Source organism: Polynucleobacter sp. MWH-Berg-3C6 (genome assembly GCF_018881855.1).
In the GTDB taxonomy this organism is placed as follows: Bacteria; Pseudomonadota; Gammaproteobacteria; order Burkholderiales; family Burkholderiaceae; genus Polynucleobacter.
Genome location: NZ_JACVPN010000001.1, coordinates 356,640 through 381,364 on the forward strand (window position 1 = coordinate 356,640; position 24,725 = coordinate 381,364).

22 protein-coding genes are annotated in these 24,725 nt (G+C 45.6%); 19 read left to right on the forward strand and 3 right to left on the reverse strand.

Going from position 1 to position 24,725, the window contains the following annotated elements; translation table 11 throughout:
• Positions 1 to 13 precede the first annotated feature (13 nt).
• The gene (gcl, locus tag ICN13_RS01900; protein ID WP_216138703.1) at positions 14 to 1,804 is read left to right on the forward strand and encodes a glyoxylate carboligase; all 1,791 of its coding nucleotides are present in this window, start codon (positions 14 to 16) and stop codon (positions 1,802 to 1,804) included.
• Positions 1,805 to 1,830: 26 nt separating this feature from the next.
• On the forward strand, positions 1,831 to 2,634 hold the full coding sequence (gene hyi, locus ICN13_RS01905; protein WP_216138705.1) for a hydroxypyruvate isomerase: 804 nt from the start codon (positions 1,831 to 1,833) through the stop codon (positions 2,632 to 2,634).
• Positions 2,635 to 2,666: 32 nt separating this feature from the next.
• Here hyi and ICN13_RS01910 read toward each other — a convergent pair whose 3' ends face one another.
• Both ICN13_RS01910 and map read right to left on the reverse strand, forming a co-directional pair.
• Positions 2,667 to 5,267 carry a [protein-PII] uridylyltransferase gene (locus ICN13_RS01910; RefSeq protein ID WP_216138707.1) on the reverse strand — a complete coding sequence of 867 codons (2,601 nt, stop codon included), beginning with the start codon at positions 5,265 to 5,267 and terminating at the stop codon, positions 2,667 to 2,669.
• A 4-nt stretch (positions 5,268 to 5,271) separates the two neighbouring features.
• A complete protein-coding gene (gene map / locus ICN13_RS01915) occupies positions 5,272 to 6,108 on the reverse strand; it encodes a type I methionyl aminopeptidase (protein ID WP_216138709.1) in 837 nt (278 codons plus the stop codon).
• A 268-nt stretch (positions 6,109 to 6,376) separates the two neighbouring features.
• On the opposite strand from map, the gene rpsB reads away from it, so the two are divergent.
• The 16 genes from rpsB (at position 6,377) to ICN13_RS01995 (ending at position 21,351) form a co-directional block, all read left to right on the forward strand.
• Positions 6,377 to 7,126 (forward strand): 30S ribosomal protein S2, encoded by a 750-nt coding sequence (gene rpsB / locus ICN13_RS01920; protein WP_087909529.1) that lies wholly within the window; start codon positions 6,377 to 6,379, stop codon positions 7,124 to 7,126.
• Complete coding sequence (gene tsf, locus ICN13_RS01925; RefSeq protein WP_216138711.1) at positions 7,126 to 8,010, forward strand: translation elongation factor Ts; 885 nt, start codon at positions 7,126 to 7,128, stop codon at positions 8,008 to 8,010. Before rpsB ends, tsf begins: the two co-directional genes overlap by 1 nt.
• A gap of 186 nt (positions 8,011 to 8,196) precedes the next feature.
• Positions 8,197 to 8,907: a UMP kinase gene (gene pyrH / locus ICN13_RS01930; RefSeq protein WP_087909531.1), complete on the forward strand. Its 711-nt coding sequence runs from the start codon at positions 8,197 to 8,199 to the stop codon at positions 8,905 to 8,907.
• Positions 8,908 to 8,918: 11 nt separating this feature from the next.
• On the forward strand, positions 8,919 to 9,479 hold the full coding sequence (gene frr / locus ICN13_RS01935; RefSeq protein WP_216138713.1) for a ribosome recycling factor: 561 nt from the start codon (positions 8,919 to 8,921) through the stop codon (positions 9,477 to 9,479).
• A 25-nt stretch (positions 9,480 to 9,504) separates the two neighbouring features.
• Positions 9,505 to 10,278 (forward strand): polyprenyl diphosphate synthase, encoded by a 774-nt coding sequence (gene uppS / locus ICN13_RS01940; RefSeq protein WP_216138715.1) that lies wholly within the window; start codon positions 9,505 to 9,507, stop codon positions 10,276 to 10,278.
• Between the two features lie 18 nt (positions 10,279 to 10,296).
• Positions 10,297 to 11,124 (forward strand): phosphatidate cytidylyltransferase, encoded by an 828-nt coding sequence (locus tag ICN13_RS01945; RefSeq protein WP_216138722.1) that lies wholly within the window; start codon positions 10,297 to 10,299, stop codon positions 11,122 to 11,124.
• Complete coding sequence (gene ispC, locus ICN13_RS01950; protein ID WP_216138723.1) at positions 11,124 to 12,314, forward strand: 1-deoxy-D-xylulose-5-phosphate reductoisomerase; 1,191 nt, start codon at positions 11,124 to 11,126, stop codon at positions 12,312 to 12,314. The genes ICN13_RS01945 and ispC overlap by 1 nt, the downstream gene beginning before the upstream one ends.
• A gap of 23 nt (positions 12,315 to 12,337) precedes the next feature.
• Positions 12,338 to 13,468, forward strand: a complete 1,131-nt coding sequence (locus ICN13_RS01955; protein WP_216138724.1) for an RIP metalloprotease — start codon at positions 12,338 to 12,340, stop codon at positions 13,466 to 13,468.
• A 5-nt stretch (positions 13,469 to 13,473) separates the two neighbouring features.
• The gene (gene bamA, locus ICN13_RS01960; RefSeq protein ID WP_370622935.1) at positions 13,474 to 15,813 is read left to right on the forward strand and encodes an outer membrane protein assembly factor BamA; all 2,340 of its coding nucleotides are present in this window, start codon (positions 13,474 to 13,476) and stop codon (positions 15,811 to 15,813) included.
• Positions 15,814 to 15,831: 18 nt separating this feature from the next.
• A complete protein-coding gene (locus ICN13_RS01965) occupies positions 15,832 to 16,359 on the forward strand; it encodes an OmpH family outer membrane protein (RefSeq protein ID WP_216138726.1) in 528 nt (175 codons plus the stop codon).
• Between the two features lie 5 nt (positions 16,360 to 16,364).
• Positions 16,365 to 17,432, forward strand: coding sequence for a UDP-3-O-(3-hydroxymyristoyl)glucosamine N-acyltransferase (lpxD, locus tag ICN13_RS01970; RefSeq protein ID WP_216138727.1), 1,068 nt, complete (start codon positions 16,365 to 16,367; stop codon positions 17,430 to 17,432).
• Between the two features lie 41 nt (positions 17,433 to 17,473).
• Positions 17,474 to 17,923, forward strand: a complete 450-nt coding sequence (gene fabZ / locus ICN13_RS01975) for a 3-hydroxyacyl-ACP dehydratase FabZ (protein ID WP_216138728.1) — start codon at positions 17,474 to 17,476, stop codon at positions 17,921 to 17,923.
• Entirely contained in the window at positions 17,923 to 18,720 is a 798-nt protein-coding gene (lpxA, locus tag ICN13_RS01980) for an acyl-ACP--UDP-N-acetylglucosamine O-acyltransferase (RefSeq protein WP_216138729.1), read from the forward strand. Before fabZ ends, lpxA begins: the two co-directional genes overlap by 1 nt.
• A 9-nt stretch (positions 18,721 to 18,729) precedes the next feature.
• Positions 18,730 to 19,935 (forward strand): lipid-A-disaccharide synthase, encoded by a 1,206-nt coding sequence (lpxB, locus tag ICN13_RS01985; RefSeq protein WP_216138730.1) that lies wholly within the window; start codon positions 18,730 to 18,732, stop codon positions 19,933 to 19,935.
• A complete protein-coding gene (rnhB, locus tag ICN13_RS01990; protein WP_216138731.1) occupies positions 19,932 to 20,525 on the forward strand; it encodes a ribonuclease HII in 594 nt (197 codons plus the stop codon). The genes lpxB and rnhB overlap by 4 nt, the downstream gene beginning before the upstream one ends.
• 1 nt (position 20,526) lies before the next feature.
• Positions 20,527 to 21,351, forward strand: coding sequence for an RNA methyltransferase (locus tag ICN13_RS01995; protein ID WP_216138732.1), 825 nt, complete (start codon positions 20,527 to 20,529; stop codon positions 21,349 to 21,351).
• A gap of 6 nt (positions 21,352 to 21,357) precedes the next feature.
• On the opposite strand, the gene ICN13_RS02000 is transcribed toward ICN13_RS01995, so the two are convergent.
• Positions 21,358 to 22,185, reverse strand: coding sequence for a pyruvate, water dikinase regulatory protein (locus tag ICN13_RS02000; protein ID WP_216138733.1), 828 nt, complete (start codon positions 22,183 to 22,185; stop codon positions 21,358 to 21,360).
• A 105-nt stretch (positions 22,186 to 22,290) separates the two neighbouring features.
• Between ICN13_RS02000 and ppsA the strand changes: the two genes are divergently transcribed.
• Positions 22,291 to 24,696: a phosphoenolpyruvate synthase gene (gene ppsA / locus ICN13_RS02005; RefSeq protein WP_216138734.1), complete on the forward strand. Its 2,406-nt coding sequence runs from the start codon at positions 22,291 to 22,293 to the stop codon at positions 24,694 to 24,696.
• Positions 24,697 to 24,725: the final 29 nt, after the last annotated feature.

Here is a 24,725-nt window from a genome sequence, read left to right on the forward strand (position 1 = left end):
GAGGAGAAGATTCATGGCAAAGATGAAGGCAGCAATGGCAGCAGTTTTGGTGATGGAAAAAGAAGGCGTTACTCAAGCCTTTGGCGTACCAGGAGCTGCAATTAATCCCTTATATGCCCAAATGCGTGAGCGTCAATCGATTGCACACGTACTGGCTCGGCACGTAGAGGGCGCCTCTCATATGGCAGAGGGCTATACCAGAGCTGCCCCAGGAAATATCGGCGTATGTATTGGTACATCAGGCCCAGGCGGCACTGACATGATTACCGGCTTGTACTCCGCACAGGCAGACAGTATTCCAATTTTATGTATTACCGGTCAAGCACCACGCGCTAAGTTGCATAAGGAAGATTTCCAAGCGGTGGATATTGCCTCGATTGCTAAACCTTTAACCAAAATGGCAGTCACTGTTCTCGAGCCAGCATTAGTGCCTAGAGTTTTTCAGCAAGCATTTCATTTAATGCGTTCAGGTCGTCCTGGACCGGTATTGATCGATTTGCCGATTGATGTGCAGATGGCAGAGATTGAATTTGATATCGATACTTATGAGCCATTGCCTGCCTATAAACCACAGGCAACTCGCAAGCAGATTGAAAGAGCGCTCGAAATGCTCAATGAGTCAGAGCGTCCATTAATTGTTTCTGGTGGCGGCGTGATTAACTCTGATGCTTCAGATCAATTAGTTCAGTTTGCAGAAATCACTGGTATTCCTGTGATCCCAACCTTGATGGGTTGGGGCTCAATCCCGGATAGTCATCCTTTGATGGCTGGTATGGTTGGTTTGCAAACATCACATCGCTATGGCAACGCCACAATGTTGGCGAGTGATTTTGTTCTTGGTATCGGCAACCGTTGGGCAAACCGTCACACAGGTTCAACTGAGGTTTACTGTAAGGGCCGCAAGTTTATTCACGTAGATATTGAGCCCACCCAAATCGGTCGAATCTTTACTCCTGACTTTGGTATCGTGTCCGACGCGAAAGCTGCATTAGATCTATTCATTGAAGTTGCGACAGAAATGAAAAAAGCTGGCAAGCTCAAAAATAGATCAGATTGGGCAGCTGAATGCTTGGGTAGAAAAAATTCTATCGACTATCAGCGCAAGACAAACTTCAATGAATCTCCAATGAAGCCACAGCGTGTGTATCAAGAGATGGTTCAAACATTTGGTGAAGACGTTACCTATGTGAGCACGATCGGCTTGTCACAGATTGCTGGCGCTCAATTCTTAAAAGTATTTAAGCCACGTCATTGGATTAACTGTGGACAGGCTGGCCCATTGGGTTGGACAGTTCCAGCAGCATTAGGTGTGCGTGCAGCTGATCCGACTCGTAAGATCGTTGCCCTCTCAGGTGACTATGACTTCCAGTTCATGATTGAAGAGCTTGCCGTTGGTGCGCAATTTAAATTGCCGTTCATCCAAATCTTGGTAAACAACAGTTACCTTGGCTTGATCCGTCAAGCGCAGCGTGGATTTGATATGGATTACTGCGTGCAATTAGCCTTTGATAACGTCAATATTCCAGAAAGCGCTGGCATTGTTAAGGGTTACGGCGTAGACCACGTGAAAGTAGTTGAAGGCCTTGGTTGCAAAGCGATTCGAGTAGAGCGTGAAGACCAGTTGGCTCCAGCAATTGCTCAAGCGGAGGCATGGATCGCTGAATTTAGAGTGCCGGTAGTTGTAGAGGTCATCCTTGAGCGAGTTACTAATATTGCGATGGGTACAGAGATCGATAGCGTTAACGAATTTGAGCCTGTAGCTAAATCTATCGAAGACGCACCAGTAGCAGTTTTGCAATCGTAATTTGATTATTAAATAGGGAATATCGAATGCCTCGTTTCTCAGCCAACCTTAGCATGCTCTTTACAGAGGATGCATTCTTAAACCGCTTTGCGCTTGCTCGGGTTGGTGGCTTTAAGGCTGTCGAGTTTTTATTCCCTTATGCGTTTTCTAAGGAAGAGATTAAATCTTGCTTAGATACTTATGCATTGAAATTGGTTTTGCATAACCTACCAGCGGGCGATTGGGATGCGGGCGAGAGGGGTATTGCATGTCATCCTGACCGCGTAGCAGAGTTTCGTGCTGGGGTAGATAAGGCTATTGAATACGCTACCTTTTTAAATGTTGGCCAGCTAAATTGTTTGGCAGGTAAGGCGCCTGCTGGCGTTGATGCTCAAACACTGCGCGATACTTTTGTCGGTAATTTAAGGTATGCAGCTGAGAAGTTAAAAAAAGCAAACCTGAATCTCCTAATCGAGCCGATTAATACCTATGATATCCCTGGGTTCTATTTATCAAGAACTCAGCAAGCAATTGAAATCATGGATGAGGTGGGTGCAGATAATCTCTACTTGCAATACGACATTTATCATGCACAGCGTATGGAAGGTGAGCTTGCAAACACCATGCAAAAATACTTGTCCAGAATTGGGCATATTCAGTTAGCAGACAATCCTGGACGTAACGAGCCTGGCACTGGCGAAATTAACTATGACTTCCTATTTGGATTCTTAGATAAGATCGGTTACAAGGGTTGGATTGGTTGTGAATACAAGCCTCTAAAGAATACTGCCGCAGGCCTAGCTTGGATGGGCAAGTATGAGCAGTCTCATCAAGAGATGGCATTCATTTAAGCACTACCCCAGCTCTAAATCTTAGAAGTAGATCAAGCCCCTAAGGCTTCAAGCAACTCTGTTTCTAGCTGGATTTGTAGTTTTGGATTCTTACCTAGGTTCGCTGCATCAAGCAGCAACACGTCTTCCACTCGCTCACCCAGAGTATTGATTCGGGCAGTATGTATCGATACTTGGTGTTTCGCTAGTACTCTCGAGATGGTGTAGAGGAGGCCAGTGCGGTCACTAGCAGATAGTGCAAGCGTGTAATATCTGCCGCGTTCGTCAGGAACCATATGGACGCGAGGCTGAATCGGAAAGGTGCGCGACTGTCTCGATAGACGACCCATGCTTGGATTGGGTAATGGATCGGCATTCGTTAAAGCTGCACTTAATTCAAATTCCACCAGCTGAATGATGTCGCGATAGCTGCCGCCCTCATCCACTAAGTTACTTCCCGAGATTTGGAAGGTGTCTAAAGCATAACCATGGCGCGTTGTGTGGATACGTGCATCCCAGATTGAGAATCCATGCTTTTCAAAGTAGGCGCAAATTCTGGCAAACAGATCTTCTTGGTCTTTAACGTATACGGCGACTTGTAAGCCCTCACCAATTGGCGACAGCCTTGCACGCACTATAGGTTGATCGCTATTCACCTTGTTATACAGATGGCGAGTTAACCAGGCAATGTCTGATGAATCCTGTCTTAAAAAGAAGGCGACATCTAACTGCTTCCATAAATCCTCATAAGCTTCATCGGTAATGCCATAGAGGCGTAATTTCGCTTTCGATTCCTCTTGATGTTGTGCGAGTTCTGAAGAGGCATCAGGTTTGGCGCCACCTAAGACACGTAATGTGGCGCGATAGAGATCTTCTAGGAGCTTGCCTTTCCAGGCATTCCAGACTTTGGGGCTGGTACCACGGACATCCGCTACAGTTAATAAATACAGGGCAGTGAGACGACGTTCATCACCTACCTTTTTGGCGAATGCTTTAACCACATCTGGGTCGGTGATGTCTTGCTTCTGAGCTGTCTGACTCATATTGAGATGCTCAGCAACCAACCACACTAATAATTCAGTATCTTTTTTATCTAAGCCATGGTCTTTAGCAAACTTTCTCATGTCTGCTTTACCAAGTTGTGAGTGATCTCCGCCACGTCCTTTAGCAATATCATGGAAGAGTGCTGCAATAACTAGTAGCCAAGGCTTTTCAAAGTGGGCAATCAGACTGCTACAGTATGGAAATTCATGGGTATGTTCAACCACCATGAAGCGACGCACATTCCTCAATACCATCAAGATGTGTTGATCAACTGTGTATACATGAAATAAGTCATGCTGCATCTGACCAACAATTCTTCTAAAGGCCGGAAGGTAGCGACCCAAGACGCTACTACGATTCATCAAGTGAAATGCGCGGCTTACGCCTTCTGGCTGCTTGAGTAACTCCATAAAGAGCGCTTTATTCACAGGGTCAGCACGCCATTTACTGTCCATCTTCTGGCGCACGTTATAAAGCGCTCTAAAAATGGTTGCTGAAAGACTCTTCACGTTAGATGTTTGGGCAAACACTAAGAAGGTACGCAGAATCTGATCAGGATGTTTTTGGTAAAGCTGGGGATCAGTGATATCTAAAACACCTTGTCGCTCAATGAAATGCTCATTGCCTTCGCCTGGAATCGGGTGTGTCGTTTTTGATTCCTGAGGAAAGAGAAGCGCTTCAATGTTTTGCAAAAGTACATCGTTTAACTGTGTAACAGCTTTAGCTGCCCAGTAGTAGCGACGCATGATTGCCTCACTAGCTTCGCGCGAGGACTCTTGCTCTATGCCCATCGTTTTCGCTAAAGCGGTTTGCAAGTCAAACACTAAGACGTCCTGTCTTCTTCCAGCGAGTAGGTGGAGATTGGCTCTGAGTGTTTCTAGAAAGCGCTGATTGCGGTTGAGCTCAGTCAACTCACGCTGGGTAACTAAGCCTGCTTCATTTAGATCTTTAAAGGTATTGCCAAGAAGCGCTGCTTTACTAACCCAGGAAATCACTTGTAGGTCACGCAATCCACCGGGACTCTCTTTGCAATTAGGCTCTAAGGAGTAGGGCGTGTTCTGATATTTATAGTGACGTTGTATTTGTTCTGCAAGCTTGGCTTGGAAGAAGGCCTTGGGATCCATGGCGCCTTCGAATGCCTTGGCAAATTCTTTAAAGAGTTGTTTTTTACCGCACAAAAAACGTGCTTCAAGTAAGGAGGTGCGTACGGTAATGTCTTGTTCTGACTCCGAGATACATTCAGCCACTGTTCTTACAGAAGATGCTATCTCTAGACCGGTGTCCCAACAATTTGCAACATACTGCTCCACCTTCTTTGATGCTGTGCGTGCTAAATCCTCTTCGGCAGGCAATAAAACCAAAATATCAATATCGGAATAAGGAAATAAAGCACTTCTTCCGTATCCGCCAACAGCAACTAGGGTAGCGTCATTATTTAAATCACAATCATTCCAAATTTGAATGAGAAGCTGATCTGTGACTTTGCTTAACTGCTTAGTGAGTTTGCCAACAGCCTGGGTTTTTTTGAACTCAGCGTATGCAATTTCTCGCGCAGCGCGCAGACTTGCTGCATCGGTAATCTTGTTTGGCGCTTGCTGCAAATCGCTCATGGATTTATGCGCTTGCTAGTACTGGCCTGAAAGAAAGACCTTGGACGCAATCAGGTGGGGGGTTACTACCTTCTGACCAGGTTAGGACTTCCACACCAGTTTGCGTAACGAGCAGAGTGTGTTCCCACTGAGCGGATAAGCTGCGATCTTTGGTTTTTACAGTCCATTGATCAGGCATCGTACGAATATCACGCTTACCAGCATTAATCATAGGTTCGATTGTGAATGTCATGCCGGCTACAAGCTTTTCACCGGTGCCAGGTTTTCCATAGTGAAGAATTTGTGGATCTTGATGAAATACTTTTCCAATTCCATGGCCGCAATATTCACGTACAACAGAGTAGCCTGCTTTTTCAGCATGCGTTTGAATCACGTGACCAATATCGCCAAGAGACGCGCCGGGTTTAACCTGAGCAATGCCAAGCCACATGCATTCAAAAGTAATTTGGGTAAGGCGTTTTGCCATGACAGAAACTTCACCCACCATAAACATACGACTTGTATCGCCATAGTAGCCATCGGGAGTAATGACCGTGATGTCTAAGTTCACGACATCACCGGTTTTTAAAACTTTATTACCGGGAATGCCATGACAAATCACATCATTTACGGAGGTGCAAATGGATGCAGGAAATGGGGGGTAGCCTGGAGGCTGATAGTTGAGCGGTGCAGGAATAGTCTTTTGAACATCACGCATATAGTCGTGGCAAATGCGGTCTAATTCGCTAGTGGTGACTCCAGGTTTAACGTGGGGCGCTACATGATCCAAAACTTCACTAGCCAAGCGGCCAGCTTCTCGCATCCCAAGGATGTCTTTTTCTGCGGTAAATACACTGTTCATGCCTTGATTATCAACGACTTGGGCAGTTTTGGGTGAGTAAGACTGCTTAATATTTAGGCAATTACCGCCTTTTAAGGGTCCCCAGTGGCATTTTTAGCTTTGTGTCCTCAGTTCAAATCTAGGGCTGGGCTAGCTAGATCATTGATATTTAAGCTATAATTTTGATCTCAGGTCTATTTTGGACTTGAAATCGCGAGTTGAGCCTTCCAGGGTGGCGTTTTTTAGCGCAGCTAGGACTCAACTTCAGAACCAACCCTTAGGAGAAGTTATGTCAGTAACTATGCGTCAAATGCTGGAAGCCGGTTGCCATTTTGGTCACCAAACACGCTTCTGGTCGCCAAAGATGGCCCCATTTATTTTCGGTCATCGCAATAAGATCCACATCATCAACTTGGAAAAAACATTGCCAATGTTTCAGGACTCCCTGAAATTTGCAAAACAAGTTGCTGCTAATCGTGGCACGATTTTGTTTGTTGGTACTAAGCGTCAATCACGCGAGATCATTGCTGAAGAAGCAACTCGTGCTGGTATGCCTTATATCGACAGCCGTTGGTTGGGCGGTACGCTCACCAACTTCAAAACTGTTAAAGGTTCCCTCAAGCGTTTGAAAGATATGGAAGTTGCTAAAGAAGCTGGCGACTGGGAAAAGCTTTCCAAGAAAGAAGCTTTGACTAACGACCGTGATCTCGATAAATTGCAAAAAGCACTTGGCGGTATTAAAGATTTGAACGGCGTTCCTGATGCGATTTTCGTAGTGGACGTTGGCTATCACAAGATTGCTATTACTGAAGCTAATAAGCTTGGTATTCCAGTAATCGCCGTTGTAGATACCAACCACTCACCAGAAGGTGTTGATTACATTATCCCTGGTAACGATGACTCTAGCAAGGCTGTAACCCTCTATGCACGTGGTATTGCTGATGCAATCCTCGAAGGCAAAGCAAACTCTGTTCAAGAAATCTTGACCGCTGTTAAAGAGGGTGAAGAAGAGTTTGTTGAAGAAGGGAAGGCTGAATAATGGCCGCTATTACCGCTGCAATGGTTGGCGAGTTACGCGCCAAAACTGATGCTCCAATGATGGAGTGCAAAAAAGCATTGACCGAGGCTGATGGTGATATGGCACGTGCAGAAGAAATTCTGCGTGTAAAGCTTGGCAGTAAAGCTGGTAAAGCTGCTTCTCGTGTAACTGCTGAAGGTATCGTTGCTTCATCTATCAATGGCACTACTGGTGCTTTGCTTGAAGTGAACTGCGAGACTGACTTCGTTTCTAAGAATGATGATTTCTTAGCATTTACAAACGAGTGCGTGAAGTTGGTTGCTGAAAAGAATCCAGCTGACGTCGCCGCTTTGTTGGCATTGCCAATGAATGGTCAAACAGTTGATGAAGTTCGTAGCGCATTGATCGGTAAGATCGGTGAGAACATCATGCCACGTCGCTTCAAGCGTTTTGCTGGAAGTAGCAAGTTGGTTTCCTACCTCCACGGCACGCGTATCGGTGTAATGGTTGAGTTCGAAGGTGACGAAACTGCCGCTAAAGATGTGGCAATGCACATTGCTGCGATGAAGCCAGTGGCTTTATCTACAGCTGATGTTCCTGCTGAATCTATTGCGATTGAGCGTAGCGTTGCTGTTCAGAAAGCTGCTGAATCTGGCAAGCCACCAGAGATCGTTGAGAAGATGGTTGAAGGCTCAATTCAGAAGTATCTTAAAGAGGTTTCTTTATTGAACCAAGCTTTCGTGAAGAACGATAAGCAAACTGTTGAGCAAATGCTCAAGGCTGCAAATACAACAATCAAGGGCTTCACCATGTTTGTTGTAGGCGAGGGCATTGAGAAGCGTCAAGACGACTTTGCGGCTGAAGTTGCTGCTCAGGTAGCTGCTGCCTCAAAAGCTACCGCGTAATTAGCCGTTTTGGGGTTGTCCCCGGATGGTCAGTAATACCCAAAAGGGCATAGAAACCTTAGTTTCTATGCCCTTTTGTTTGATCTTTCTCAAGCCCTTTATAATTTGGCGGAGATATTAAAAAGTGCTTAAAGATCAATAAGCTAAGTAAGCAAATTACTTGGCAAATTACGGAAAAATAAAAACATGCCAGCCTACAAACGTGTCCTCCTCAAATTATCTGGTGAAGCCCTGATGGGGGATGATGCTTTTGGCATCAATCCAGTCACTATTGATTCCATGGTTTCAGAAATTGCACAGGTAGTTAGTAGCGGTGTGGAATTGGCAATTGTGATTGGTGGCGGAAACATTTTCCGTGGTGTCGCCGGCGGTGCCGCAGGTATGGATCGCGCTACTGCAGACTATATGGGTATGTTGGCGACCATGATGAACTCCCTTGCGTTACAAGATGCATTGCGTCAAAAAGGGGTTGAGGCTCGCGTGCAATCCGCACTTCGTATGGATCAAGTAGTTGAGCCTTATATTCGTCCGCGCGCTATTCGTGCGATGAGCGAAGGTAAGGTCGTCATTTTTGCAGCTGGCACAGGTAACCCGTTCTTTACAACCGATACTGCAGCCGCTCTGCGTGGTGCTGAGATGGGCGTTGATGTCATGCTTAAGGCAACTAAGGTTGATGGTATCTATAGTGCGGATCCAGTAAAAGATCCAACAGCTACGCTTTATAAGACTATTACCTTTGATGAAGCAATCATCAAAAACTTACAGGTTATGGATGCAACTGCATTTGCATTGTGTCGTGATCGCAAGCTACCAATCAAAGTATTTTCAATACTCAAGCCGGGCGCTCTCATGCGGGTAGTACAGGGCGAGTCTGAAGGTACTTTGGTACATGTTTAATAGGAGGCCTGATGTCTGCAGCAGAAATTAAATCCACAACTGATCAAAAGATGCAAAAGTCTCTAGAGTCTTTGAAGAGTAGTTTGGCAAAGATTCGTTCGGGACGTGCTAACCCAGGAATTTTGGAGCACATTCAGGTGGAGTACTACGGTAACCCTACTCCTTTGAGTCAAGTGGCTAGCTTGGGTTTAGCTGATGCTCGAACCATCAATGTTCAGCCATTTGAAAAAACAATGGTCGCAGTGGTCGAAAAGGCAATTCGTGATTCTGATTTGGGCCTAAACCCAGCATCACAAGGCACTGTAATTCGCGTACCAATGCCTGCTTTGACTGAAGAGCGTCGTCGTGAGCTCACCAAAGTAGTGAAAAGTGAAGGTGAAGATGCAAAGATTGCAGTTCGCAATTTGCGTCGCGATGCTAATGAGCATTTAAAGCGTCTCACTAAAGATAAAGAAATTTCTGAGGATGATGAGCGTCGTGCGACTGATGATATTCAGAAGATGACAGACAAAGCAGTTGTTGATATCGATAAGATCATTTCTGAAAAAGAAAAAGAGATCATGACGGTTTAAGGACCCGATTGAATTTTTGCTTCTTATGACTCAACACCTTAGCTCAACCAAGGATATTCCAGAGGTAAGCGCCATTCCTCGCCACGTGGCGATCATCCTGGATGGTAATGGTCGCTGGGCTAGCAAACGTTTGATGCCGCGTGTTGCAGGTCACTCAGAAGGCTTGGGTGCTGTTCGTAAAATTGTTCAGGAATGTCGTCGAATTGGTGTTGAATACTTAACGGTGTTTGCATTTAGTTCAGAAAATTGGCGTCGTCCGCCTGAAGAAGTTGGTTTTCTCATGAAGTTGTTTCTCAAATCGCTCAAGGGTGAAGTTTCACGCCTTGCTGAAAACGATATTCGCTTACGTTTAATTGGGGATTTAAGTCGTTTTGATGGGGCTATTCAGGAAATGGTGCAGTTTTCAGAAGAAAAGACTGCAGGTTGTAAAGCGCTGACTCTGACCATTGCAGCGAACTACGGCGGTCGCTGGGATATTCTGCAGGCAATGAGTAAGTGCTTGGCTGCTAACCCGAACTTAAAGCCTCAAGATGTCAGTGAGGATTTATTGCAACCCCATCTTTCAATGGCTTATGCCCCAGAGCCAGATTTATTTATCCGCACTGGCGGTGAGCAGCGTATTAGTAATTTCTTATTGTGGCAATTGGCTTATACAGAGTTATATTTCACTGATGTTTTGTGGCCAGACTTTGATGAAGCGGAGCTTCATAAGGCGTTTGATTGGTTTGGTCAACGTGAGCGTCGTTTTGGGCGCACTAGCGCTCAACTTGCATCGCAAGTCCTTTGCGATCCGGTTTAATTACTCAAGCTATCTAAAATGTTAAGAACCAGAATAATTACTGCCCTTGTTTTATTGGCAGTATTTCTGCCGACCTTATTCTTATTGCCCGCGGTATATATTGGCGCCTTCTTCCTGGTCGCTTTACTAGCCGCCGCTTGGGAGTGGGGTCGCTTATTGACACCAGAGACAGGCCGGGCAGCTTGGCTGTATGCATTATTTTGCTTGGCTATTATTTTGCTCTTGCTGGGTATGCAAAATGCATCATGGCAATTTGGATTGCTACTTTTAGCAGTCATCTTCTGGTTCTTTATTGCCCCATTTCTTTTGGCAAAGGGCATGAATCTTTCTTTGCAGAAGTTGCGCCCCTTCTATGTGGTGATTGGCTTGATTCTGTTGCCAGCAACCTGGTTTTCATTGGTCTTCTTGCGTGAGCTAGGCTTGGCATTCCTGTTGACTAGTATCGCTTTGGTTTGGGTAGCAGATATTGGCGCTTACTTTGTTGGTAAAGCATTTGGCAAACATAAGTTGGCTGTACAAATCAGTCCAGGCAAATCAATTGAAGGCGCCATCGGCGGTCTAGTGCTTTGTTATGGTTATGCCTTACTCTGCGTCATTTATTTACCTCTTGAATCTACCTTGTTTGGTGCTTGGGCGATTCGTTTTGGTTGGGTACCCATGTTTGTGATGGTTACTGTACTGACTGCTTTTAGTATCTTTGGAGATCTCTTCGAGTCTCAGTTAAAACGTTTGGCCGGAGTTAAAGATAGCAGCCAGTTGTTGCCGGGCCATGGTGGCGTGCTTGATCGTGTAGATGCCTTAATTCCAACCATGCCGATTGCAGCATTATTAGCGGGATTTGTCTGATGACAGTAAAGCAAGTTGCCATTCTGGGTTCTACAGGATCTATCGGTGTGAATACATTAGATGTGATTCGTGCACATCCAGAGCGATTTAAAGTAGCTGCACTGACAGCGAGTAAGCAAGTAGATCTATTGGCACAGCAGTGCATAGAATTTAAGCCTGCAATTGCAGTACTTGCCGACGCTGATGGCGCAGCTCGGCTAGAGAAGTTATTGCGCGATCAGAAAATCAATACACAAGTCCTATATGGCCCCCAGGCTCTAGTAACTGCAGTGACGGACTCTGGATGCGATACCGTCATGGCTGCCATAGTGGGCGCGGCAGGCTTAGTGCCTACCTTAGCAGCAGCTGAAGCAGGAAAAAGAGTCTTACTGGCCAATAAGGAAGCTCTAGTCATGTCTGGCAATCTCTTTATGCAAGCCATGAAGCAGGGTGGTGGCGAGTTACTCCCAATCGATAGTGAGCACAATGCCATCTTTCAGTGCCTACCGAATCAATTTACGAAAGCGCCAGCACCAGGACTGGGTGTTGAGGAGCTTTGGTTAACTGCTTCCGGCGGTCCATTTCGTAATACCCCATTGGAGCAATTACGAAGCATCACGCCTGAGCAAGCATGCGCTCATCCAAACTGGGTAATGGGCAGAAAAATTTCAGTTGATTCAGCAACAATGATGAATAAAGGTCTCGAAGTGATTGAGGCTTTTTGGTTGTTTGGTTTGCCTTTAGAAAAAATTAAAGTATTAATTCATCCGCAAAGCGTAGTGCACTCCATGGTGCGCTACCGTGATGGCTCTGTGATTGCTCAATTAGGTCAACCTGATATGCGCACTCCAATCGCTTATGGTTTAGCTTGGCCCGAGCGCATCGATGCGGGTGTTGCGCCATTAAGCTTGACTCAATTAGCAGTGTTGAGTTTTAACGAGCCAGACTTGGCTCGCTTCCCCTGTTTGTCTTTGGCATTTGCCGCCGCAAAAGTAGGAGGTACAGCACCTACCGTTCTGAATGCAGCCAATGAGATTGCGGTGGCAGCATTTTTGGATGAAGGAATGCCTTATTTGCAAATCTCTGCAGTTGTTGAGAAAGTATTAAATACAATGCCAATGTCAGATGCAGGTTCAATTGAATCTATTTTGGAGATTGATGCGCAGGCTAGAAAAGTAGCGCGTGATTTCATCAAAACTCTCAACTCTTAATTAAAAAGTTACTAGGAATTTATTTGCAGGCACTTATTACTCTTGCTGCATTTTTAGTCACCCTCGGCGTGCTGGTAAGCTTTCATGAGTTTGGACATTTTTTAGCAGCGCGCTTGTGTGGTGTTCGTGTACTACGATTCGCGGTTGGATTTGGTAAACCCTTATTTACCTATGTTGCGAACAATAAAACTGAGTGGGTTCTCGCCTCCATTCCCTTGGGTGGTTATGTGAAGTTGCTCGATGGGCGAGACCGTGAGCAAACCATTACTTTTGCAGATCAGCCCCAATCTTTTGATTGCAAACCACTGTGGCAGAGATCTTTCATTGTTGCGGCTGGTCCATTTGCCAATTTTTTCTTGGCGGTAGTTTTATTCGCTGTGATTTACGTTTCTGGTGCGCCACAATTGCCTGCGATCTTGAAGGCACCCCCTGAAAATTCAGTGGCAGCCAAATTAGGTGTTTTAGAAGGGGATCGTGTTATTGGTTGGCAGAGTCTATCGAATTCAAATTCTGCGCCCCTTTCTGGTGAATTTGAGCCTGTACCAAGTTGGAATGCATTACGCTGGATTCTCTTGGATGCGTTGACCGCTAAGTCTGGCTTTGCCTTGGAAATGCAAAGCCCTTCAGGCGGTAGTCACGTGAAGACCTTTTTAGCCTCGGATATGCCGCAGGCAGGCCCGGAAACTGACCCCATGTTAGCTCTTGGTGTGCTGCCTAAGTCGACACCCCTTGCAGAGTGGAATGAGTTGAAATTGGGGCCGGTTGATGCCTTAGGGTTTGCAGCCGAAAGGGTCTGGCTAATTACTAAAGTCTCGGTAAGGCTCATGGCTGCACTATTTACTGGAAATGCCTCCCTAAAGCAGCTCGGAGGGCCATTAAGTATTGCGGATATGGCAGGCAAGTCTGCCCAGGTAGGTTGGCAGCCATTTTTTGCATTTTTAGCACTTATAAGTATTAGCATTGGCTTGCTGAATTTGCTGCCTTTCCCGATGCTTGATGGGGGTCAGCTACTGTATGATGCATGGGAGTTGGTCGCTGGTAAGAGGATATCGATTTCGCTGCAAGAACAGTTCCAAAAAGTGGGCTTTCTACTGCTGATTTCTCTGTCTCTGCTGGCCTTGTTTAATGATTTACAACGCTATTTTTCGCCTTGAATTTTTTGACCTCATCCCTTCGCATATCTGCTCGTTTAGTTGCTCAGCTTTTGTTGGTGTTTTCTGCCGCACTCAGCTTGAATGTCTATGCGGCTGAATCTTTCGTTGTTAAAGATATTCGTGTTGAAGGATTGCAGCGCGTAGAGCCAGGAACAGTATTTAGCTATCTGTCTGTGCAAGTTGGAGATACTTTCACAGAAGAAAAGGGCGCAGAAGCAATTAAGTCTCTATATAGCACTGGCTTTTTTAGAGATGTACAAATTCAGGCTCAGGGCAATGTTCTCATTGTGATCGTTGAAGAGCGCCCAACAATTTCTCGTATTGAATTTACGGGAATGAAAGAGTTTGATCAAGAGATTGTACGAAAGTCATTGAAGGCTGTGGGCGTGTCAGAAGCGCGTTTTTATGACAAGGCATTAATTGATAAGGCTGAGCAAGAGCTAAAACGTCAGTATGTTGGTAAGGGTATGTATGCTGCCGAGGTAGTTGCTACAGTAACCCCGATCGAGCGTAACCAAGTAGCTGTTTATTTCAATGTTGACGAAGGCCCTGTTGCCAAAATCCAAGAAATCAGTCTCATTGGCAACGAAGCATTTAGTGAGGGCACGCTAAAGGGAGAGATGCAGCTTAAAACTGGCGGTTGGTTATCTTGGTATAGCAAAGACAACTTATATTCCAAGCAAAAACTGACTGCTGACTTAGAAACCATTCGTTCTTATTATTTAAATCGTGGATATCTCGAGTTCGTTATCGAATCTACTCAGGTATCGATCACTCCCGATAAAAAAGGCATTTACCTGACTATCAGTATTAATGAGGGTAAAAAATTCACAGTAAAAGATGTTCGTATTGCTGGCGATGCTTTGGGTAAAGAGGCTGAGTTAATGCAGTTGGTCACATTAAAGTCTGGTGACACCTTTTCTTCTGCCAAGTTGACCGAAAGCACTAAGGCAATTGCCGAGATTCTAGGTTCATATGGCTACGCTTTTGCAACGATTAATCCGCAGCCAGACGTAGCTCGCGATAAGGCAGAGGTTGATTTAACCTTAGTAGTTGATCCAGGACGCCGTATCTATGTTCGTCAGGTAGATATTTCTGGTAACGCAAAAACTCGTGACATTGTTATTCGTCGAGAGATGCGTCAGTTTGAAAGCTCTTGGTTTGACAGCGACAAGATCGATTTATCTAAAAAGCGTTTGGGCCGTATGGGTTACTTTACTGAAACCGATATTACCGCCGAGGATGTCCCCGGATCTCCTGACCAGGTAGATGTAAAAGTGAAGGTTACTGAAAAGCCTACTGGCGCTGTAACAATTGGTGCTGGCTTTTCATCCACGGAAAAGTTGATTCTTTCAGCGGGTATTAATCAAGAGAATGCATTTGGTACCGGTACAGCAGTCGGCTTAAATTTTTCTTTAGGCAAGATTAATCAAAATCTCACCTTATCCAATTACGATCCATACTTCACTGAAGATGGCATTAGCCGCTATACCGACCTGTACTACCGGTCTTCAAAGCCTTTGTATTACGTTGGTGATACAAATTACCAAATTAAGTCAGTTGGCTCAAATATTAAGTTTGGCGTTCCTTATACTGAAGTGGACCGAGTTTTCTTTGGAACAGGTATTGAGGCTTATCAGATTCAAACCTCATCAAATACTCCTCAGCCTTATTTAAATTATGCTGAGAGCTATGGCATTGCGCCACCAGGCTATCCTGCAACTCTAACTACCTATAACATTCCCTTGACTGCAGGTTGGTCTCGAGATGGTCGTGACAGCGCCTTAATTCCATCTACTGGTTCTTTGCAGCAACTGTCTGCTGAAGTGGGCACTCCCGCTGGCAACATGACCTACTATCGTTTATATGGCCAGTATCAAAAGTACCATTCATTTTCTAAAGGAAATATCCTATCCTTTAATGGTGAGGTTGGTTATGGCGAGGCTTACGGAAATAACCCATTCCCGATTACCAAAAACTACTATGTGGGCGGTATTGGTTCAGTTCGTGGATATGCGCCTGGATCGCTTGGCCCGCAGTACTACAACACAGTCATTGGCCGCAATCAGCCAACTGGTGGGCAATCTAAGATCGTAACCAATGTGGAATATACCGTTCCAGTCCCTGGGTCAGGTATCGATAAGACATTGCGTACTTTTGCGTTTATAGATGGCGGTAATGCTTTTGGGGAAAATATCAACCTCGTTTTGAGTTATTCTTACGGTTTGGGTATATCATGGATTTCACCTTTGGGACCACTCAAGTTTAGCTACGGTATTCCGTATAAGCCATATCCATCAGCTAACGTGCAGCGTTTACAGTTCCAGGTCGGTACAGCGTTTTAATTGTTTGAGGAAAGTTTTATGAAGTTCAGTCAATTTTCAAAATGGATTCAAATCACTTGTGTTGCTACAGTAGCAACAATCTTTGCTGCCCAAGTGCATGCTCAAGATGCAGGTACTCGCGTAGCAGTTGTGAACTCTGAAAAAGTATTTAATGAGTCCAATCTGGCAAAGGCAATGCAAACCCGTTTACAAAACGAGTTCACTAAGCGTCAGAATGACTTGCGTGACAGCGCGCAAAAAATTAAGTCTGCAGCTGAAAAGTTAGATCGTGATGCTGCTGTCATGAATGAGGCAGAGCGTATTCGTCGTCAACGTGAGCTAGCAGATCAAGATCGCGAATTGCAACGCAAGCAACGGGAATTCACGGAAGATCTCAACCAGCGTACATTTGAAGAGCGCGCTAAGATCGCTGAAAAAGCAAACTTAGTGTTGCGCCAAATTGCTGAACAAAGAAAAATTGACGTCATTGTTCAAGAAGCAGCTTATGTCAGCCCTAAGGCCGACGTAACTGATGATGTCATCAAGGCTTTGAATAGTCTTAAGTAAGTTTTATGCCCACCGCCATCGAGCTGGCCGAACAGTTTCAAGCAAGCTTGGTGGGGGAAGCATCCTCAGCATTTGATGGGCTAGCCCCTTTAGAGCGGGCGCAGTCCAAGCAAATCTCCTTTCTTTCCAATCCACTGTATCGTCAGCAGGCAAGTGATAGTGCAGCTGGCGCATTGATTGTTAGCAAAGCGGATTTAGAGTTTTTGCAAGCAAACCCGGGCGCGAATACTGCAAAACGGGTTTACTTTGTTTCTAAAAATCCTTACGCAACTTTTGCCAGAATGGCTCAGTATTTTGCAAAAGCAAGTGCGCCAAAATATGCGCCAGGAATCCATCCAAGTGCTGCAATAGATGCCACAGCAATTGTTCCCGCCTCATGCCACATTGGCCCTTTTGTACAGATTGGCGCTGGAGTAAAGCTAGGTGAGCGCGTGGCGATTTTGGGTAATACCAGTGTCGCAATGAATAGCGAGATTGCAAACGATACCCTGATTTATCCCTCGGCGTCGATTTATCATGAGACCCAAATTGGCGAACGCTGCATCATTCATAGTGGTGCCGTGATTGGTGCCGATGGCTTTGGGTTCGCCCCAGATTTTTCTGCTAGCGGTGGTGAATGGGTCAAGATTCCCCAAACGGGTCGGGTGATCATTGGTGACGATGTTGAGATTGGCGCCTCCACTACGATTGATCGTGGCGCTATGAGTGACACCATGATTGGTGCTGGAACAAAAATAGACAATCAAGTACAAATTGCGCATAACGTCACTATTGGCCGTTGCTGCGTAATTGCAGGCTGCGCTGCTATCTCAGGTAGTACAAAAATCGGCCATTTCTGCATCATTGGTGGGGCAGCCAATTTTGCAGGGCATCTCACTATCGCCGATAGAACTACCGTTTCGGGTAACACCTCTATTATTCGCTCTATTAACGAGCCAGGACAGCATTTCACGGGGGTTTATCCCTCAATGCCACACGCTGCCTGGGAGAAAAATGCTGCCATACTGCGCGGCCTAGATAAAATACGTCAACGTTTGCGTTTGTTGGATAAAGGCAAGCATTCAGAGTCATAGAGCTCTTGGCAATTTAATATTCACTTTTAAGTAGGTAATTTATGAGCAAAGCTAATGCAATCGATATCAATAAGATTCTGAAGTTATTGCCACATCGCTACCCGTTTTTATTGGTTGATCGCGTACTTGAAATCACTCCACGTGAAACGATTACTGCACTCAAGAATGTAACGATGAATGAACCATTTTTTCAGGGACATTTTCCAGATTTCCCAGTAATGCCAGGCGTTCTCATTATTGAAGCGCTAGCTCAGACTGCTGCCTTGCTGACATTTTCAGAAGAGCGTGCAGAAGACGCTATTTATTACTTTGCTGGTATTGATGGGACTCGTTTTAAAAAGCCGGTATTGCCGGGCGATCAGTTGATCATGACTGCCAAGTTAGAGCGTGGACGTGCAGGCATCTATAAATTTGCTGTTCAGGCAACTGTAGATGGTGAGATTGCTGCTGAGGGAAATATTACCTGTGCAGTTCGTTCGAAAGGCGCGTAATGAATCGAATTCATGCATCAGCTGTCGTTGATAGTAAAGCCGAGTTAGCTGGCGATGTTGAGATTGGCCCGTATTCTGTAATTGGGCCTAACGTGAAAATTGGTGCCGGTTCGAAGGTGGGCTCACATACCGTCATCGAGGGCTACACAACCATTGGTAAAGACAATCATTTTGCACATTTCGCTGCAATTGGCGGCGCTCCACAGGATATGAAATACCGTGGTGAACCAACCCAGTTAATAATTGGCGATCGCAATACCATTCGTGAGTTCACTACGATCCATACCGGTACATCCCAAGACTTAGGTATTACTAGTATTGGTAATGACAATTGGATCATGGCATATGTGCATATTGCGCATGACTGCCAAGTTGGTAATCACACTATTTTCTCTAGTAATGCTCAAATTGCGGGCCATGTCCAAGTTGAAGACTGGGCAATCATGGGTGGCATGTCTGGCGTTCACCAATTTGTTCGCATTGGTCAACACGCCATGCTAGGCGGTGCATCTGCTTTAGTGCAAGATATCCCGCCATTTGTGATTGCGGCTGGTGATAAGGCCAGCCCACATGGCATCAACGTTGAAGGTTTGAAGCGCCGTGGTTTCTCCAGTGAAACAATTTCTGCATTACGTCAGGCATATAAAGTTCTCTACAAAGATGGCTTAAGTTTTGAGGATGCTAAGGTAGAAATCAAAAAAATGATTACTGCAAATACGGCTGATACTGCTACTGCAGAAAAACTGACCCAGTTTCATGATTTCATTGCCGCCTCTACGCGCGGCATCATTCGGTAAGGTTCCGCTTTGCCTAAGTTAGCTTGTGTAGCTGGCGAACCTTCTGGTGATTTGCTTGCTGCACCAGTACTCAGTGCCTTAAATCAAATTCCGGATATGGCTGGCCTAGAGGTCTATGGCATCGGTGGTCCTCGTATGCAAGCGGAAGGCATGCGTTCTGATTGGCCCATGGAGACCTTGAGTGTTCGAGGTTATGTTGAGGCAATCAAACAGCTTCCTGCCATTCTCAAGCTTCGCAAAGAGCTCATCCAAAATCTAACGGGCGAGGGGCGCCCCGATGTTTATTTGGGAATAGATGCGCCGGATTTTAATTTAGGTGTTGAGCTTCACTTACGTAAAGCAGGTATTCCGACTTTACATTTTGTGTCTCCATCCATTTGGGCGTGGAGAGCCGGGCGTATCAAGAAAATTTCTCAGGCTGTCGAGCGGATGCTCTGTATTTTTCCATTCGAAACAGAAATTTATGATCGTGCAGGTGTGGCATCAACCTATGTAGGCCACCCCCTTGCAAGCGAAATTCCGCCTGAGCCAAATGTAAATCAAGCTCGAGCAAAAATTACGAATCTACAAAAGCTTCCTAGTAATGCGCTTGATGGAATTGTGATTGCAGTTTTACCGGGTAGTCGTAGTTCAGAGATTGAACTGATAGCGCCGGTGTTTTTTGAAACGATGGCACTAATAGTAGAGCAGCTCAAGGGTCAAAAACTTCATTTTTTGATTCCGGTAGCAACACCAAGACTGCGTACGCCACTTGAAGAGCTTCTCATCAAAACCAAAACCAAAAATCCAGATATTCAGATTCATTTACTCGATGGTATGGCTGATGAAGTATTGGAAGCCTCTGATGTAGTGTTAATTGCCAGCGGTACAGCCACTTTACAAGCGGCTTTATGGAAAAAACCAATGGTGATTTCTTATAAGGTGCCTTGGCTTACTGCGCAAATCATGAAGCGCCAAGGCTATTTGCCTTATGTGGGATTGCCAAATATTTTATGTGGTGAGTTTGTGGTGCCAGAGCTGTTGCAAGATGATGCTACTCCTCAAAAATTGGCCAAGGCACTGCAAGTGTGGCTAGATAATCCCGGTAAAGTTGCTGAACTAAAAGCACGCTTTGCTCAAATGCATGAAACACTTCGCCGACCAACTGGTCTTTTGGTCGCACAAGCGGTTGCTCAAACCATTGCAAATAGCCGTCAGAAAAGAGTGAGCTCGTGAGTCTGATTTGGATCTGTGGTGTTGATGAAGCAGGGCGTGGGCCACTTGTTGGATCGGTTGTGGCAGGCGCAGTAGTGCTAGACCCAAGTAATCCAATTGCAGGTTTGAAAGACTCCAAAAAACTGACTGCTGTACGCCGCGATTTTCTCTACGAGCAGATCATGGAAAAGGCAAAAGCCTGGGGTCTTGGTGAGGCCAGTCCTGCAGAAATCGACGATATTAATATTTTGCAAGCCACGATGTTGGCGATGCGTCGTGCTGTTGAGGATTTAACTGCCAGACTAGGCGCTTGGCCAGACAAAGCTCTGATTGATGGTAATCGTTGCCCTGAGTTGCCAATACCTTCTGAGGCAATCATTAAAGGGGATTCTAAAGAGCAGGCAATTTCGGCGGCATCTATCATTGCAAAAGTAACGCGTGATCACCAGATGCAAGAATTGCACAATCGTTATCCGCAATATGGATTTGCACAGCACATGGGCTATCCAACTGAAGCTCACTTTGCAGCTTTAAAGGAGTTTGGTGTCTGTGATCAGCATCGTAGAAGCTTTTCTCCTGTACGAAAAGTTCTTGAGGGTATGGTGAACTAGCATGAGCTTTGACCTCATTACCTCCAAAGAGAATCTTTTATTTAAGGAGATTCGTAATCTCCAAGCAACCGGTTCTAAGGGCCAGAAAGCAAGGCTGGCTGGTGGTCAGGCTTTGTTAGAGGGTATTCATCTTGTGCAGACTTGGGTTGGTGATCCTGCTCTGAAAACCCTCCTTACCTCTGAGCTTGGTCTCAAGAATGTAGAAATCTCACAGGCAGTCTATGAACATATAGAAATATGCCCAGATACTAAAGTTTATCAACTAGATAGCGCCTTATGGGATTTACTAAGTGATCTAGTGAATGCTCCGCATATCGCAGGCCTTCTTGATCTTCCAAAATCGTGCTTGACTCCACCGCAATCGATTGCGACATTGGAGGGTGATGTTGTGATCTTGGATCGCATTCAGGATGCCGGTAATGTAGGTTCCATATTGCGTACTGCAGCTGCTGCAGGTTTTACTCAAGTAATCGCTACAACGGGTTGCGCACATTTATGGTCGAGCAAAGTTTTACGTGCTGGTATGGGCGCACACCGTTTATTGGATTTGTATGAAGGCTGGTCTAATCAGCAAGCACTCAGCGCAGTAACTGCGCCGATGTTGGCAGCCACTGCAGATGCAGAACAAGAACTCTTCTCGCTCAAAAAAGATTTAATTCACCCAGTTGCCTGGATTATGGGTAGCGAGGGTCAAGGAGTCTCTGAAGATCTTCTAGCTCAAGCCAAAGGGGTATCTATTCCCATAGACCCCAGAGTTGAATCCCTGAATGTTTCTACCGCCGCGGCCGTCTGCTTATTTGAGACCATGCGTGTCAGGCGCAGCTAAGTAAAGCTAACCCAGTATTGTTTTATCGGATTTGATGGCCTGTAAAACGGTAGTTGCAATCTCTTCAATTGACTTGCTTGTTGTTAAAACCCAAGGAATGGATTGTTTTTTCATCATCGCAGTCGCCTCATTAATTTCATAGCGACAGTTTTCAAGTTTGGCGTAATTACTGCCCGGACGTCGTTCATTGCGAATCTCTGAAAGTCTTTCGGCATCAATCATGAGTCCAAAAATCTTTTGCCGGAAGGGTATCAAGTCTTTAGGAAGCTGGCCGCGCTCGAAATCCTCGGGAATCAATGGATAGTTTGCGGCTTTTAATCCATATTGCATTGCTAAGTAAAGACTGGTCGGTGTTTTTCCAACCCGTGAGATGCCAACCAGAATCACATCAGCATCTGCAAGATTTTGATTCGATTGCCCATCATCGTGAGCCAAGGAGTAGTTGATGGCTTCAATACGATTTTTGTAGGCATCGGTATCGGCATTGTGGTGTAGCCGATTCATGGCGTGAGTAGATTTCAGGCCCAAGGCAGCCTCAAGTGGCGCCACAAAAGTTTGGAACATATCCAAAATGAGGCCATTCGCCTTAGCGACAATATTGTTGAGTTCTGTATTCACCAAAGTGGTGAATACGATAGGCTGCACCCCATATTTATTGAATGCTTGATTAATGCTGCTAACGGCTTCATGAGCCTTATCGACGCTATCCACAAAAGGGATGCGGATGTGCTTAAAACTAGCCTCAAATTGGGCCAAAATCGACTGGCTGAAGTTCTCGGCGGTGATGCCGGTTCCGTCAGAAACAATAAAAACTATACGGGTTTCGGTGGACATGGTTTTGGTCTAAGGGTCGGGGTCAGCACTACAATAGGATTTATTGAAGTATGCCCCATTTTGAGTGGCTGCCTGACCAGTTTTCCCATCCTTAGAGAGTATTTTATGTCCAACCAACAGCAACAAAATAGCAGTATGGCAGATGCCTATGTTTTGCCTTTTGAGCAGCTTCGCATGACGGATGTTGAGTCCGTCGGCGGCAAAAACGCTTCATTAGGTGAGATGATTTCTCAATTAGCTTCCACGGGAGTTCGTGTCCCAACAGGTTTTGCGACTACTGCATTGGCGTTTCGTGATTTCCTGACGCATAGCAACCTGACAGAGCGCATTCAAAAGCGTTTAGAAGGTTTAAATATTGATGATGTGCGCGCATTGGCTGAAGCTGGTGCTGAAATTCGTAATTGGATTGAGACTGCGCCATTTCAGCCAAAGCTTGAAGAAGAAATTCGTAAGGCATTTGCCGTATTGGATGATTCTGGTAAAGGTTCATTTGCGGTACGTTCATCTGCTACTGCAGAAGACTTGCCCGATGCCTCTTTTGCTGGACAACAAGAAACCTTCTTAAACGTCGAAGGCATTGAGGATGTTTTAAAGAAGATTCGCGAAGTGTTTGCCTCTCTTTATAACGATCGCGCAATCTCCTACCGTGTCCACAAGGGCTTTGCCCATGCCGAAGTAGCCTTATCTGCTGGTATTCAGCGCATGGTTCGTTCTGATCTTGGCGCTGCAGGCGTGATGTTTACTCTAGATACCGAATCTGGATTTGAAGATGTAGTCTTCATCACCTCAAGCTACGGTTTAGGTGAGACAGTGGTTCAGGGTGCGGTAAATCCTGATGAGTTTTATGTATTTAAAACCACATTAGCCCAAGATAAAAAAGCAATCATTCGTCGCTCTTTGGGCTCTAAACTCATTCAGATGCAATTTGCACCTAAAGGTTCTGCCGAGAAAGTGCAAACAGTCGACGTAACTCCAGAAAAGCGCAATCGTTTTTCTTTGGAAGATGCTGACATTACTGAGTTGGCTAAGTATGCAGTCATTATTGAGAAGCACTACGGTCGCCCAATGGATATCGAGTGGGGTAAAGATGGCCAAGATGGCCGTATCTACATTCTGCAAGCCCGTCCTGAGACTGTGAAGAGTCAGGCGGCTGGTCAAGTTGAGATGCGCTATAAGCTCAAGGGCAGCTCTAAGGTATTAGCAAAAGGTCGCGCAATTGGTCAAAAGATTGGCGCGGGCCCAGTGCGCATTATTCGTGACCCAAGCGAAATGGATCGCGTTCAGCCAGGCGATGTTTTAGTGGCTGATATGACCGATCCTAACTGGGAGCCAGTCATGAAGCGTGCTTCAGCAATTGTTACTAACCGTGGTGGTCGTACTTGCCACGCTGCAATTATTGCGCGTGAATTAGGTGTACCTGCGGTTGTAGGTTGCGGTGATGCCACTGAGCATTTGCAGGATGGCATGATGGTAACCGTTTCTTGTTCTGAAGGTGACGAAGGTCATATTTATGATGGCTTAATCGAGACTGAAGTGACCGAAGTATCTCGTGGTGTATTGCCAGAGATTCCAGTGAAGATCACCATGAATATTGGTAATCCTCAGTTGGCATTTGATTTCTGCCAAATTCCGAATGCAGGTGTAGGTCTTGCTCGTCTCGAATTCATCATTAACAACTACATTGGCGTTCATCCGCGTGCGGTTCTGGAGTATCCAAATATTGATCCAGATCTGAAACGCGCAGTGGAGAGTGTGGCTCGTGGTTATGCCAGCCCACGCCAGTTCTATGAAGATAAATTAGTTGAGGGTGTAGCAACGATTGCGGCGGCTTTCTATCCAAAGCCAGTGATTGTGCGTTTATCTGATTTCAAGTCCAATGAGTACAAGAAGTTGATTGGCGGCTCACGCTATGAGCCTGATGAAGAAAATCCAATGCTGGGCTTCCGTGGCGCATCACGCTACGTATCCGAGGATTTTGGCGAAGCCTTTGCTCTCGAGTGCGCAGCAATGAAGCGTGTGCGTGAAGATATGGGCCTTGATAACGTAGAGATCATGGTTCCATTTGTTCGCACTATCAATCAGGCGAAGCGTGTGATCGATATGATGGAGAAATTGGGCCTCAAGCGTGGTGTTAATGGCTTGCGTCTCATCATGATGTGCGAGATTCCATCGAATGCAATTCTGGCCGATCAGTTCCTTGAGTATTTTGATGGCTTCTCTATCGGCTCTAACGACATGACTCAGCTTACCCTAGGCTTGGATCGTGACTCCGGCATGGAATTGCTGGCAATTGATTTTGATGAGCGTGATCCAGCAGTGGAGTTTATGATTGCACGCTCTATTGATGCTTGCCGTAAGCAAAACAAGTACGTGGGTATTTGCGGCCAAGGCCCATCAGATCACCCAGACTTTGCGCGTTGGCTAGTTGAGAAAGGTATTACTTCCATCTCATTGAATCCAGATAGCGTAGTCGAAACTTGGGAAATGTTGGGTAAGAGTTTAAAAGCCTAAGCAAATTGTAGTAAGCGATAGTGATAAAA